Annotated in this window: 12 protein-coding genes; all 12 read left to right on the top strand. The window is 41.5% G+C overall.

Annotation, left to right across the window (positions count from 1 at the left end; all coding sequences use genetic code 11):
* Window position 1 precedes the first annotated feature (1 nt).
* A complete protein-coding gene (locus tag BLR54_RS04895; RefSeq protein ID WP_242871200.1) occupies window positions 2-871 on the top strand; it encodes a mechanosensitive ion channel family protein in 870 nt (289 codons plus the stop codon).
* Window positions 872-889: 18 nt separating this feature from the next.
* Window positions 890-3796, top strand: coding sequence for an insulinase family protein (locus BLR54_RS04890; protein WP_090417562.1), 2907 nt, complete (start codon window positions 890-892; stop codon window positions 3794-3796).
* Window positions 3797-3915: 119 nt separating this feature from the next.
* Window positions 3916-4827: a GTPase Era gene (gene era / locus BLR54_RS04885; protein ID WP_090417560.1), complete on the top strand. Its 912-nt coding sequence runs from the start codon at window positions 3916-3918 to the stop codon at window positions 4825-4827.
* Between the two features lie 3 nt (window positions 4828-4830).
* A complete protein-coding gene (recO, locus tag BLR54_RS04880) occupies window positions 4831-5556 on the top strand; it encodes a DNA repair protein RecO (protein WP_090417557.1) in 726 nt (241 codons plus the stop codon).
* Window positions 5553-6341 carry a hypothetical protein gene (locus tag BLR54_RS04875; RefSeq protein WP_090417555.1) on the top strand — a complete coding sequence of 263 codons (789 nt, stop codon included), beginning with the start codon at window positions 5553-5555 and terminating at the stop codon, window positions 6339-6341. Before recO ends, BLR54_RS04875 begins: the two co-directional genes overlap by 4 nt.
* Before the next feature lie 37 nt (window positions 6342-6378).
* A complete protein-coding gene (locus BLR54_RS04870; protein ID WP_090417553.1) occupies window positions 6379-7776 on the top strand; it encodes a glycine--tRNA ligase in 1398 nt (465 codons plus the stop codon).
* Window positions 7777-7812: 36 nt separating this feature from the next.
* Window positions 7813-8514 (top strand): coiled-coil domain-containing protein, encoded by a 702-nt coding sequence (locus BLR54_RS04865; RefSeq protein ID WP_090417549.1) that lies wholly within the window; start codon window positions 7813-7815, stop codon window positions 8512-8514.
* A gap of 28 nt (window positions 8515-8542) precedes the next feature.
* Entirely contained in the window at window positions 8543-10198 is a 1656-nt protein-coding gene (locus tag BLR54_RS04860) for a putative manganese-dependent inorganic diphosphatase (RefSeq protein ID WP_090417547.1), read from the top strand.
* A 164-nt stretch (window positions 10199-10362) separates the two neighbouring features.
* Window positions 10363-11865 (top strand): transcription termination factor Rho, encoded by a 1503-nt coding sequence (gene rho, locus BLR54_RS04855; protein WP_090417545.1) that lies wholly within the window; start codon window positions 10363-10365, stop codon window positions 11863-11865.
* Between the two features lie 70 nt (window positions 11866-11935).
* Window positions 11936-13087, top strand: a complete 1152-nt coding sequence (locus BLR54_RS04850) for an NAD(P)-dependent malic enzyme (protein WP_090417543.1) — start codon at window positions 11936-11938, stop codon at window positions 13085-13087.
* Window positions 13088-13130: 43 nt separating this feature from the next.
* Complete coding sequence (locus BLR54_RS04845; RefSeq protein ID WP_090417542.1) at window positions 13131-13646, top strand: DUF4364 family protein; 516 nt, start codon at window positions 13131-13133, stop codon at window positions 13644-13646.
* A 220-nt stretch (window positions 13647-13866) separates the two neighbouring features.
* Window positions 13867-14094, top strand: coding sequence for a hypothetical protein (locus BLR54_RS04840; RefSeq protein ID WP_090417540.1), 228 nt, complete (start codon window positions 13867-13869; stop codon window positions 14092-14094).
* Window positions 14095-14098 lie beyond the last annotated feature (4 nt).

Raw genomic sequence — 14098 nt, 5'->3', positions numbered from 1 at the left:
CGTGGACACAACACTTGAGACAGTTACAGCGGAAGAACTTGTAGAAGATATTCAAAAAGGTGTATTACAGCAGCAGCTGGAGGCCATGATTCCAAAGTTTTGGAGTTTCGGTTGGAGCGTACTGCTTTCTATAATCGTATTCATCATTGGAACTCAGGTAATAAAGGGAATTATAAAGGTATTCCACAGGGCAATGAGCCTTAAGGATGTGGATGCCGGTGTTGAGACCTTTCTTGAGTCAGTACTTAAATGGATTCTCTATATTATCCTTATTACAATTATCTTAGGTTTATTTGGAGTTACCACCACCTCTATTTCAGCAGGTGTGGCTGGTATTGGTGTGACTATCGGTCTTGCCTTACAGGGAGCACTTTCCAATTTTGCAGGTGGTATCCTTATCCTGGTTATGAAGCCTTTCAGAGTTGGGGATTACATTATTGAGCATGCCACTGGTCAGGAGGGTACAGTTGAGAAAATCAACATCATCTACACCACTCTTAAAATGATTGATGGTCGTACTGTCCAGATACCAAACGGTACATTGTCTGCTACTACACTTACCAACAACACAGCCATGACTCGTCGAATGTTCAACGAGACAGTTGGCATTAGCTACGATGCAGATATCAAAAAAGCAAAAGAGATTATGCTTAGAATTGCTGAAAAGCAGGATCATCGCATTGATGGAGAGCCTGTAAAGGTCTTCGTTGCAGAGCTTGCAGACAGTGCTGTTCAGGTAGGCCTTAGATTTTGGATTGAAACAGAGTACTTCTGGCAGACAAAATGGGATGTATTGGAAGAAATTAAAGCTGAATTTGATAAAGCTGGGGTGGAAATCTGCTTTAATCAGCTTGATGTACATATTAAATAGAAGAAGGAAAATTATATAATGAACAAGTCATACGAACTACTTAAAGAAGAAAAGCTTGAAGGCCTTGATTCCCTTGGCTTCATTTTTGAGCATAAGAAAACAAAGGCAAGAATTTGTTTCATCTCTAATGATGACCCAAACAAAGTCTTTTATATAGGTTTTAGAACACCACCAAAGGATTCCACTGGTGTAGCCCACATTGTAGAGCATACAGTACTTTGTGGTTCCAAGAAATATCCAGTTAAAGATCCTTTTGTTGAGCTAGTAAAGGGAAGTCTCAATACCTTCCTTAATGCAATTACATATCCAGACAAGACAGTTTATCCTATAGCCAGCACCAACGACACTGACTATATGAATCTTATAGATGTTTACATGGATGCGGTTTTCCATCCAAATATCTACAAATATCGTGAGATATTTGAGCAAGAGGGCTGGCATTATGAAATGGAAGATGAAAACAGCGATCTGACTATCAACGGTGTAGTATACAACGAGATGAAGGGGGCATTTTCATCACCTGATGATGTGCTTTCACGTCAGATTCTCAATTCACTATTCCCAGACACTACCTACGCTATCGAGTCAGGTGGTGATCCAAAGGATATTATTAAGCTTACTTACGAGGATTTCCTTGCATTCCACAGCAAGTACTATCATCCTAGCAATTCCTACATCTACGTATATGGCGATGTAGATATAGATGATATTTTGGAATACTTGGATACAAAGTATTTAAGATACTACGATTATCTTGAGGTTGATTCTGAAATTCAGATGCAGAAGCCTTTTGATAAGCCAGTAGATAAGACTTTTGATTATCCTATAGCTGCTGACCAGGATCCAGAGGGTAACACCTTCCTTTCTTACAATGTTTGTATTGGTGATGTACTTGATCCTAATATGTACAGAGCATTTGATATATTAAATTACGCTTTAGTTTCCGCTCCGGGGGCTCCATTGTACGAGGCTCTTATCAAGGCAGATATAGCTGAAGATGTAGAGTGCTCCTTCGAATCCTCACAGCGACAGATGTTCTTTAGCATCGTTGCCAGAGGTGCAAATGAAGAGGATAAAGACCGTTTCGTTCAGATTATTGAAGACACTCTTAGAGCTGAGATTGAAAAGGGTATCGACAAAAAGACTTTATATGCTTCCATAAATGGTGAGCAGTTTAGAGCTAGAGAGCTTGACTTTGGTAGTGCTCCAAAGGGACTTATAATTGGTCTTCAGCTATTAGATAGCTGGCTCTACGACAAGAACAGACCATTCTTACATCTACATGCTGTAGAGGTGCTTGATAAAATTAAATCTAGAGTTGAGAACGGACTCTTTGATAGTATTGCCAATGATTATCTCTTATCAAATAATCACAAATCAATTGTCACCCTCAGACCAAAGCAGGGTATGACAAGCGCTGATGATTTAGAGCTTAAGAAACGCTTGGCTGAAAAGAAGGCCAGCATGACTCCAGCAGAGATTAAGGAAGTAGTAGAGCACACAGCCTACCTTAAGGAATATCAGCAGACTCCAAGTTCAAAGGAAGATTTGGCTAAGATACCGATGCTTTCAAGAAGTGACCTTACCAGAAATGCTCGTCCTATTGACTTGGAAGTATATGATGAAGAGGGCACTACAATCCTTCATCACAAGGTGAGCACCAACGGAATTCATTATTTTAATATGGTATTTGATATTAGTGATATGAGTACTGAATGGATTCCTTACACAGCTCTTCTGGAAAGAATTATTGGTCTTTTGGCTACAGAGCATTATTCATACGCAGATTTCACCAACGAAATGTATCTTCACACTGGTGGAATCACCACAAACACAGCTATCCACGAGGTGTTCCATTCAAAGGATGAAATCAAGATGACCTTTGAGGTTCGTTCAAAGTTCATTTATGATGAGGCTGATGCAGCCAAGGATTTAGCCCTTGAGATGATGCTTCATACAGATTTCTCTGATGAGGATCGTTTGAGAGAGTTAATCACAGCTGAGAAATCTCACTTAGAGGCACAGCTTAGTTCTAGAGGAAACCAGGTGGCAGCCGTGAGAGCTCGCTGTGGCTTCTCAAAGAAGGCTTTCTATTCAGAGCTGGCAAGCGGTGTTAGCTTTTACCGCTTCTTAGTAGACTTAGAAGAGAATTTTGATGCTAAGAAAGAAGAAATTATTTCTAGATTAAATAAATTGTGTGAGATAATTTTCTCCTCTTCACGATTGATTGTATCTTCTACAGGAAAGGCTGAGGTTCTCAGCCAGGCTCGCCGTTTGGTAACTGATATCAAACCACAGCTTTCTACGGAACGCTTTGAATTCGAAAAGACAGAATTCAAGCCTCATCAAGTAAGAGAAGCCTTGAAGGATGCTTCGCAGATTCAATATGTGGCAATGGCTGGAGACTTTGCAAAAGCAGGCTACGAATACAACGGCACCTTCCGTATCCTAAATACCATTTTAGGTTACGATTACTTCTGGATTAAGGTTAGAGTTCAGGGAGGGGCCTACGGCTGTAACATGAATTCAAGCCGCCAGGGTGATTTAGTGTTTGTATCCTACAGAGACCCAAACCTCACCGAGACCTTGAAGGTGTTTGAGGAAACAGGAGATTATCTTAGAAGCTTTGATGCTGATGAGAGAGACATGACTAAGTATATTATTGGTACTGTCAGCGGAATGGATACACCGCTTACACCATACCAGCGTGGCTTACGCGGCCTCAACTGCTACATGTCAGGCATCACCTATGAAGACCTTCAAAAGACTAGAAACGAGGTTTTAGATGCAGAGGCAGAGGATATTAGAGCCTTGGCTGCCCCAATCGATGCCGCCATCGCTCAGCAAAACATCTGCGTCGTGGGAAACGAAGATGCAATTACATCGAACTCGGGACTTTTTAATAGTATAGAGTCATTGTATTAGTAAATTATTTAAGTGAGTTGGTAGACATCAAGCTCTTATATCTCTCAAATGAAGCTTTTTATAGCTGAATGGAGAGATATAAGGCTTGTAGGCGTAACCAACGGACTAGAGGTATTAGAATGAGTGATAATTTTAAATCAGGTTTCGTTACAATAGTTGGCCGCCCAAATGTGGGCAAGAGCACTTTGATGAACCACATCATCGGTCAGAAGATTGCCATCACCAGTAACAAGCCACAGACCACCAGAAACAGAATTCAAACTGTGTACACAGACAGTGAAGTGGGCCAGATCGTATTCCTTGACACACCTGGTATGCATCAGGCTAAGAACAAGCTTGGTGAGTACATGATGACTGCCGCAAAGAGCACCATCAACGATGTTGACCTTATCCTTTGGCTTATTGAGCCTGATACAAAGGTTGGAGCTGGAGATAAGAAGATTGCAGAACTTCTTGCTACAGTTGAGGTCCCTGTAATTCTTGTAATCAACAAGATTGATATGGCTGACGGCGCAAAGGTTGGTGAAACCATTCAGGCATTCAAGGATCTTTGTGATTTCATTGAGGTAGTTCCAGTTTCAGCACTTCATGGAGAGGGCTGCGATGATTTGCTTAGCACTATCTTCAAGCATCTTCCAGAGGGCCCAGCCTTCTATGATGAGGAGACAGTTACAAATCAGACCCTTCGCGAGATTACAGCAGAAATCATTCGCGAGAAATCCCTTCATGCCCTCAATGATGAGGTTCCACACGGTATTGCAATTGCAATCGACACCATGAAGGAACGCCCAGGCAAGAGACCAATGTGGGATATTGAGGCCACTATTATATGTGAGAAAACTTCTCATAAGGGAATCATAATAGGAAAGGGTGGCGCCATGATTAAGAAAATCGGCACCAACTCTAGATATGAGATAGAAAAGCTCTTAGATGCAAAGGTTAATCTTAAGCTCTTTGTTAAGGTTAAAAAGGATTGGCGAGATAGCGACTATGAGCTTAAGAATTTTGGATACAAAAAAGAGGACATTTAATTAATGGGACTTGTGACCCTGACAGGGATTGTTCTGAGTTGCTCAGATGTGGGAGAATTTGATAGACGATTGGTTATTCTTACCAAGGAATCCGGCAGAGTCACTGGCTTTGCAAAAGGGGCAAGACGTCCCAATAATCCACTGGTAGCAGCCTGTTCTCCCTTTTGCTTCGGCACCTTTGAAGCTTATGAGGGACGCAATTCCTACCATATAAGTAAGGCCAATATTTCAAATTACTTCAGGGATTTGGTTATGGATTATGACAAGGTTTGCTTAGGTTCTTATTTCCTGGAGGTGGCAGATTTCTTATCTGTTGAAGGAGTGGACGAAAGGCCAAGGCTTGCTCTTTTGTACCAAAGCTTGAAGGCATTGGAATCGGGAAAGTTTTCCCACCGTCTTCTAAAAAATATATATGACCTTAAAACCTGGGTCATAGATGGAGAATATCCAAACGTTTTTAGCTGCATGTGTTGTGGCAAAAAAGAGAACTTATCGGCTTTTTCTATAAAGCGTCATGGAACCATTTGTAGAGAATGTGCAAATCTGGAGGCAGGGACGGACATTTCCTCGTCAACCTTGTACGCAATGCAATTCATTGTTTCCTCCAAGATAGAAAAGTTGTATACTTTTGTACTGAATAATGAAACTGAGGAAGAATTGACTAGAATTTTGTCTTCTTATAGATTAAACTATAGGTCGCACAAATATAAAAGTGAGGAATTTTTATGACACAGAAGAGACCTGTTGGTTCTGGCACAGGCATGCGTTCGAGAAATACCCAAAGTAAAGCTGGTAGACCAAGACAGGGTGTTGCCGCAAAGGAGCTTCAGGCGGCTAGAAGAAAGAAAAGACAGCGTGAGGTTATGCGCAATCGCATTATCTTTGGTGCGATTTGTGCTTTAGTTTTAGCTATTGTTATTTTCTTAGTTGTAAAGCTTTTTGGAGCAATAATTGGTTCAGGTAGGGCTTCAGATGTTTCCACACTTACCTTTGATAAATCGGGCAAGGTGGTATTTGAAGAGGTTACAGACTTTGACACAGATACCTATTCTAAGTCAGAGCTTAAAAGCTACACAAAGGATTTGATTAAGGAATTCAACGATTCTTATGGAAGCAAGGCTGTCACCTTAAACAAAATCCGTTTCAGAGGAAAGCAGGCTTACATCAAAACCACATATACAGACGCAAAGGCCTACAGCGCTTTTACTTCCTATGATACTTACTTTGGTAACTATGAAGGGGCTGTTTCGGAGGGATATGACTTCGAAGAGGTATTTTCAGTAGTTGCTGATTCTAAGAAATCCGAAGGTAAGACAATAGATACAGAAACCACTTTTGCTGATAGTAATGTGGCTATTGTAAAAGAAAACTGCACTGTTGTGGTTCCAGGAGAGATCACTCACGTCTCAGAGCCATCTACAGAAATCATAGATTCATCCACAGTTAATATTAAACAGGCTGATGAGAATAGTGATGCAACCGATTTGGTTTATATCATTTACACAGCTAAATAAAATAGATAAACAATAGAAACGAGAGGAAATATTGAACATGGAAAAGACAATGGACAAAATTATAGCTCTTGCAAAGGCTAGAGGCTTCGTTTACGCAGGCTCTGAAATTTACGGCGGTCTTGCAAACACATGGGATTATGGAAATCTTGGTGTTGAGCTTAAGAACAACGTAAAGAAGGCTTGGTGGCAGAAGTTCGTTCAGCAGAATCCATACAATGTTGGTGTTGATTGTGCTATCCTTATGAACCCACAGACATGGATTGCATCTGGACACCTTGGTTCATTCTCAGATCCACTTATGGATTGTAAGGAATGTCACGAGAGATTCAGAGCTGACAAGATTATCGAGGACTTTGCTGCAGAGAACAACATCGAGCTCAAGGGCTCAGTTGACGGCTGGACAAAGGATGAGATGAAGGAATTTATCGAGAGCAACAATGTTCCATGTCCTACATGTGGTAAGCATAACTTTACAGATATTCGTGAGTTTAACCTTATGTTTAAGACTTTCCAGGGTGTTACAGAGGACGCTAAGAACACAGTTTACCTTCGTCCAGAGACAGCTCAGGGTATTTTTGTAAACTTTAAGAACGTTCAGCGTACATCACGTAAGAAGGTTCCATTTGGTATCGGTCAGATTGGTAAGTCTTTCCGTAACGAAATCACACCTGGTAACTTTACTTTCCGTACTCGTGAGTTTGAGCAGATGGAGCTTGAGTTCTTCTGCAAGCCTGGTACACAGGACGAGTGGTTCCAGTATTGGAGAGGCTTCTGCCGTGATTGGCTCCTTAGCCTTGGCATGAAAGAGGATGAGATGCGTCTTCGTGACCACGATCCAGAGGAGCTTTCATTCTACTCAACAGGCACAACAGATATCGAGTTCTTATTCCCATTTGGTTGGGGTGAGCTTTGGGGTATCGCAAGCCGTACAGATTATGACCTTACACAGCATCAGAATGTTTCAGGTCAGGATCTTACATATTTCGATGATGAAACAAATGAAAAGTATCTTCCATACGTTATCGAGCCATCACTTGGTGCAGACCGTGTAGTTCTTGCATTCCTTTGTGCAGCTTATGACGAGGAAGAAGTTGGTAAGGATGGAAAGAGCGATGTTCGTACAGTTCTTCGATTCCACCCAGCACTTGCACCTGTAAAGATTGGTGTGCTTCCACTTTCAAAGAAGCTTAACGAGGGTGCTGAGAAGGTATTTGCAGAGCTTTCTAAGAAGTACAATTGTGAATTTGATGACAGAGGAACAATTGGTAAGAGATATCGTCGTATGGACGAAATCGGAACACCATTCTGCATCACTTACGATTTCGATTCTGAGGAAGACAACATGGTTACAATTCGTCACCGTGATTCAATGGAGCAGGAGCGTGTAGCTATTGCTGACTTAGATGCATACTTTGCAGATAAGTTCGAATTCTAAATGTATTAAGGGGAAATAAAAAAAGGAGAAAATGCTATGGAAAACATTAATGTAGAGCAGATTGATCTTGAGGAGACAGACATTACAAATACAGAGAAGCCAGTTGAGGTTGAACCTGAAGAGGCTCCAACTGTTAGCGTAACATCTATCGAAATTGACAACGGAGAGGATTTGCTTCTTGAGCAAATTGATGCTTTCCGTGAGAAGGCAACACAGCTTCAGCAGCTTATTGCTGCAAAAGAGCAGAAGGCAGCTGAGCTTGAAGCTTTAGTTAGAGAAAAGGAAGCTATCAACGTTAAACTCCAGGAGGAGCTTAACAGAAAGCAGGAAGAAGCTGATGGTCTTGTAGCTGACGTAGAGACTCAGGTCGATCGTATGATGCAGGTTGTAAAAAACAACATGGATCAACTTGAACTTGACATTAAGGGCCAAGTGAACGATAATCAAGAGTCCTATGAGACACATAACAGAAATCTTCAGGATACACTCAGAAATGTGTCTGCAGGTCTTGATAGCATTCAAAGCGAGCTTTCAGAAAAGACTCATTCAGAGTCAGTTCACCTTTATCGCTTGATTCAGGATCTCTTAAAGGAACATGACAATAGTGAGGAGCAGGCTTTAAAAGAACTTGAGCATTACAGCTCATTAAAGAAGCTTTCAGTTACCGCTATTGTACTTGTAGCTCTCTCTCTTGGAGTGAGCATCGCAGCATTATTAGCTGCAATAGGAATATTTTAAGTTATACATTTAGATTTACGGAGGAAATATGCCGAATTCGGTCTATATTGTTGGGCATAAAAACCCAGACACAGATAGTGTATGTGCAGCAATTGCATACGCTTATCTTAAGAATCAAATTGCTAAAAAGTATGGTACTGGAGTAGTTTTTGAGCCTAAAAAGGCGGGTCAACTCAACGAGGAGACCCGTTATGTTTTGGAGCGCTTCGGAATCGAAGAGCCAGAAACAGTTACAGACGTAGGCGCACAGCTTACAGATATTGAATATCGTCGCCTTGAGCCAGTTGATGGCCATATCTCCCTTAAAAAAGCATGGGAGCTTATGCTTGAGCGCGATGTTGCTACACTTCCAGTTGTTGGTAAGACTGGCAAATTGGAAGGTGTTATCGTTAATGGTGATATTGCTTATTCTTACATGGATGTATATGACAACAGCATCCTTTCACGTGCAAGAACACAGTATAGCAACATCATTAGCACATTAAATGGAACACTTGTTACAGGTAATCCACATGCTTACTTTGTTAAGGGTTCAGTTGTTATTGCATCTAGCAACCGTGAGGATTTGATGGATGACATTAACGTAGATGATCTTGCAATCGTCGGTAACATTACAGCTCGTCAGCTTATTTGTATCGAGGCTGGATGTAGCTGCCTTATCGTTTGCGGCGCAAGCCAGGTTGATCCAGAGGTTGCAGAGCTTGCTGAAAAGAATCAGTGTGTAGTTATTACAACAGAATACGACACCTTTACAGTTGCTCGTCTTATTCACCAGTCAATGCCAGTTCGTCAGTTCATGAAGACAGACGACCTCGTTAGCTTCGAATTAGACGACTATGTAGATGATGTTAGAGATATTATGAAGTCTGTTCGTCACCGAGATTTCCCAATCCTTGATGAAAACAGACATTACGTGGGAATGGTTTCACGTCGACTTCTCTTAAATATGCAGAAGAAGCAGATTATTCTTGTGGATCACAACGAGAAGTCACAGGCCGTTGACAACCTTGATCAGGCTGAGGTACTTGAAATCATCGATCACCACAGACTTGGTTCTCTTGAGACTGTTTCTCCAATTTATTTCAGAAACCAGCCTTTAGGTTCCACAGCAACAATCGTTTCTCTTATGTTTGAAGAGAGAGGAATCGAGATTCCAAAGCCAATCGCAGGAATTCTTTGTTCAGCTATCCTTTCAGATACACTTATGTTCCGTTCACCAACCTGCACAGGTAGTGACGAGTCAAGATGTAGAAAGCTTGCTGAAATTGCAGGAGTTGATATTACAGAGCTTGCTACTTCAATGTTTGAGGCAGGTAGCGACTTCAAGGATAAGACTCCAGAGCAGATTCTTCACCAGGATTACAAGGTATTCTCAAGCGGAGATATCAACTTTGGTGTTTCTCAGGTTAGCTCAATTTCTAAGAGCCAGCTTAACAACATCAAGGATGGCATTAAGACATACATGAAGTCACTTCAGAGTTCTTCTGAGCTTGACGCTGTATTCGTAATGCTTACTGACATCCTCAATGAGAGCACTGAGCTTCTCTTTGTTGGTGATGAAGCTGACAAGATTATTGCAGATGCATTTAGAATGCCTGTAGAGAAAGATAGCTACATCCTTGAAGGTGTAGTTTCAAGAAAGAAGCAGTTGATTCCACCTATTATGGAGTCATTACAAGAATAATACGCAGGACTTCAAAAATTTTTTGTAAAAAATTTTTGAAGTCCTTGTTTTTGCCTTAACCAGAGTATATAATTCATTTATCATCAGGTTTAATTCAATAGTCGATTCGACTTTTAATTCCATGACGTAAATATTTTTTTATACAATAAATTAAGGAGAGTTAAATGAGAGAAAAGTACGAGAGTTTAGCAGTTACGGTATTACGTGACTTGGCGAAGGCTAGGGGGATAAAAGGCGTATCCTCTATGAAAAAAGCTGACTTAGTCGAAGCTATGCTTGCTCAGGACGAAATCGATGCAAAGGAAGCAGCAGCTAAAGATCCAGCAGTTAGCGAAGCGCCAGCAAAAGAAGTAAAGGAAGCTAAGGAGTCAGCTCCAAGAGCAGAGCGTCCTAGAAGAATTGAGCGTGTGGAACGCCCAGAGAGAGCTGAAAGAGCAGAGCGTGTAGAGCGTGTAGAACGCCCAGAGAGAGCTGAGAGAATGGAAAAGACTGAGAGGGTGGAGCGAAATGATGGCCTTCCTCAGGATATTCCTATGGACGGACTTCTTTCTGCCAGCGGTATCTTAGAGGTTATGAGTGACGGTTTTGGTTTCATCCGTTGCGATAACTATATGCCAGGCACTGAGGATGTTTATGTATCTCAGTCACAGATTAAGAAGTTCAATCTTAAGACCGGCGATATCATCATTGGAAAGAAGCGTTTTAACAATCCAACAGATAAGTTCGCAGCTCTTATGATTATCGATACAATCAACGGCTACGACCCAGCAGCAGCCACAAGACGACCAAACTTTGAGGATCTTACACCAATCTTCCCAAATGAAAGAATTCGTCTTGAGCGTCAGCGCAGTTCTGTAGCTATGCGTATTGTTGATTTGGTTAGCCCTATTGGTAAGGGCCAGCGTGGTATGATTGTTGCCCAGCCTAAGGCAGGTAAGACCACACTTTTAAAAGAGGTTGCTACATCTGTTAACTACTCGCATCCAGATATGCACCTTATCATCCTTCTCATTGACGAGCGTCCAGAGGAAGTTACCGATATGAAGGACACCATGAGAAACAGCAAAAATGTTGAGGTTATATATTCTACTTTCGATGAAAGCCCAGAGCATCACAGACGTGTTTCTGAAATGGTTATTGAGAGAGCAAAGCGTCTTGTAGAGCACGGTCAGGATGTTATGATCCTTCTTGACTCTATCACAAGACTTGCCAGAGCTTACAACCTTACAGTACAGCCATCAGGTCGTACTCTTTCAGGTGGTCTTGATCCAGCAGCTCTTCATATGCCAAAGAAGTTCTTCGGTGCAGCTCGTAACATGAGAGAGGGCGGTAGCCTTACAATCCTTGCAACAGCTCTTGTAGAGACAGGTTCAAAGATGGACGACGTTGTATACGAGGAGTTCAAGGGTACAGGTAACATGGAGCTTATCCTTGATAGAAAGCTCTCAGAGAAGAGAATATTCCCAGCTATAGATATCACAGCATCTGGCACAAGACGAGAGGATTTACTGCTTTCAAGAAAAGAGCTTGATGCTATGGAAATAATGCGAAAAGCTATAAATAGTGCTCGTAAAGAGGACGCTATCGAAACAATCTTGAATATGTTTGCACATACAAAGTGCAACGACGATTACATCGACATGGTTATTCGCAAACGAGTTATCTAGTTATATCTAGATAAAAAGGGTACACCGTCACCGTGGGTGATTAATGAGGGAACACAAGGAGGATAATGAAATGGCATCAATTGACGAAACAGCAGTATTTTTACACAAGCAGTGGAATGGAAAGATTGAGACAGTGGCAAAGGCACCTGTCAAAACCAGAGAAGACTTATCCATTGCTTATACTCCAGGCGTAGCGGCACCTTGTCGCATTATTGCTGAGGACAAGGAACAGGCTTACAGCTACACTATTAAGGCAAACACCGTTGCTGTAGTTTCTGATGGTTCGGCAGTACTTGGTCTTGGAAATATTGGACCACTTGCAGGTCTTCCAGTTATGGAAGGTAAATGTGTACTGTTTAAAGAATTCGGTGGTGTCAATGCGTTCCCTATCGTTTTAGATACTCAGGATCCAGACGAGATAGTTGCTGCAGTTAAGGCTATAGCACCTACCTTCGGAGGAATCAATCTTGAGGATATTTCAGCTCCTAGATGCTTTGAAATCGAGGAGCGACTAAAGAAAGAACTGGACATTCCAGTTTTCCATGATGACCAGCACGGTACAGCTATCGTTGTTTTAGCAGGTATCATCAACGCCCTTAAGGTAGTAGGAAAGAAAAAGGAAGAATGCAAGGTTGTAGTTAACGGTGCAGGTTCTGCCGGCATTGCTATTACAAAGCTTCTTCTCACATACGGCTTTAAGGATGTTACAATGTGCGACCGTCAGGGTATCATTGGTCCAGATTATCCAGATTTGAACTGGATGCAGCAGGAAATGACAAAGGTGACAAACCTTTCTCACAAAAAAGGAACACTTGCAGATGCTCTTGTGGGAGCAGATATCTTCGTAGGTGTTTCTGCACCAGGTATCGTTTCTAAGGAAATGGTTGCTTCAATGGCAAAGGATTCAATCCTCTTTGCTATGGCAAATCCAACACCAGAAATTATGCCAGACGAGGCTAAGGCAGCAGGTGCCAGAGTTATTGGTACAGGACGTTCTGATTTCCCAAATCAGGTAAACAACGTTGTGGCCTTCCCTGGTATTTTCAGAGGTGCTTTAGAGGCTCGTGCCACAGCAATCACTGAGGAGATGAAGCTTGCAGCGGCAGAGACTATTGCCAGTCTTGTTTCTGACGACCAGCTTTCTGATGAATTCATTCTTCCAGAAGCCTTCGACCCTCGTGTACCAGTGGCTGTAGCTAACGCTATCAAAGCTTTAGTTTAAGCTTTTTATTTAAAGATTTACAAGTTTAATAGGAGGGGATTCCATGGCGGAACCAAATTTGATTTACAAGATTACTATACTAGAATTACTTCAACGAAGCGGATTTCCTCTTAGTAATAGCCAGATTACAAACTTCTTTCTTGAAGGAGATTTGACAGATTATTTTACGGCCCAGCAGGCCATTAGTGATGACGAGGATGCTGGCTTGGTTCTATCTCGAACCAACCACAACAACACCACTTACGCCATCACAGAAGAGGGCAGAAAGACCTTGGAGCTTTTTAAGGAAAAAATCACACCAGCCCTTTCAAAAGACATCAACAAATATTTAAAAGCTAATTCCATCACCATGAAGGAGGAAAACTCCTACAAGGCTACCTATTTCAAGGCTGACAGAGGCGGCTATGTGGTGCAGCTTCGCATCACAGAAAACGATGTGCCAACCATGGACTTGTCCTTCCACGTTGCCACCAAGGAACAAGCAGAAACCCTCTGCAACAACTGGAAGGTCCGCAGCGACGATGTGTATATGGCAATCATGGATATATTGATGTCGTAGCAACTTAATATTGATTTATTATGGGTCTAAGCCAATTCGGCTTAGACCCCTTTTTTACTATATTGGAAATTGAACTACTGGATTTCGCAAAGAAAATCGTATTTTATTTGCCAGAATTAAGCATTATTTGCCAAAGTGTTGGCTGGGAGAGGATATCAGTATAGAATGGGAAAGATTTTTGCTTATTTTAAACTTGTGGTTTTCGGGAGGATTAAAACCGATGGATAAACAACTAATATCAATAGATGCAGACATTTTTGATGAAATAACAAAGGGTCTTGGAGTTCAGGGAGCATTATGTTCTCTCAATAAAGAGATTCTTGATTATAAAAGGAATACAACAGAATCCAATATAGGAAGTCTACTATATTCTTATCTTGAAGAATTGTGTGATTGTTCTCAGCTTCATATGGAGCACATTAGTGAGCCATTACCTAAAGCAAATTGATAAA

The sequence above is a fragment of the Pseudobutyrivibrio sp. YE44 genome, assembly GCF_900104335.1.
Classification (GTDB): domain Bacteria; phylum Bacillota; class Clostridia; order Lachnospirales; family Lachnospiraceae; genus Pseudobutyrivibrio.
This window is presented reverse-complemented; position numbering and strand designations above follow the sequence as displayed.

Bases quoted from the DNA above. Each gene is read 5' to 3' on its own strand.
- BLR54_RS04850 (WP_090417543.1), top strand. From the start codon at position 11,936: ATGGCATCAATTGACGAAACAGCAGTATTTTTACACAAGCAGTGGAAT.
- BLR54_RS04870 (WP_090417553.1), top strand. From the start codon at position 6,379: ATGGAAAAGACAATGGACAAAATTATAGCTCTTGCAAAGGCTAGAGGC.
- BLR54_RS04845 (WP_090417542.1), top strand. From the start codon at position 13,131: ATGGCGGAACCAAATTTGATTTACAAGATTACTATACTAGAATTACTT.
- BLR54_RS04865 (WP_090417549.1), top strand. From the start codon at position 7,813: ATGGAAAACATTAATGTAGAGCAGATTGATCTTGAGGAGACAGACATT.
- BLR54_RS04840 (WP_090417540.1), top strand. From the start codon at position 13,867: ATGGATAAACAACTAATATCAATAGATGCAGACATTTTTGATGAAATA.
- era (WP_090417560.1), top strand. From the start codon at position 3,916: ATGAGTGATAATTTTAAATCAGGTTTCGTTACAATAGTTGGCCGCCCA.
- BLR54_RS04890 (WP_090417562.1), top strand. From the start codon at position 890: ATGAACAAGTCATACGAACTACTTAAAGAAGAAAAGCTTGAAGGCCTT.
- BLR54_RS04875 (WP_090417555.1), top strand. From the start codon at position 5,553: ATGACACAGAAGAGACCTGTTGGTTCTGGCACAGGCATGCGTTCGAGA.
- rho (WP_090417545.1), top strand. From the start codon at position 10,363: ATGAGAGAAAAGTACGAGAGTTTAGCAGTTACGGTATTACGTGACTTG.
- recO (WP_090417557.1), top strand. From the start codon at position 4,831: ATGGGACTTGTGACCCTGACAGGGATTGTTCTGAGTTGCTCAGATGTG.
- BLR54_RS04860 (WP_090417547.1), top strand. From the start codon at position 8,543: ATGCCGAATTCGGTCTATATTGTTGGGCATAAAAACCCAGACACAGAT.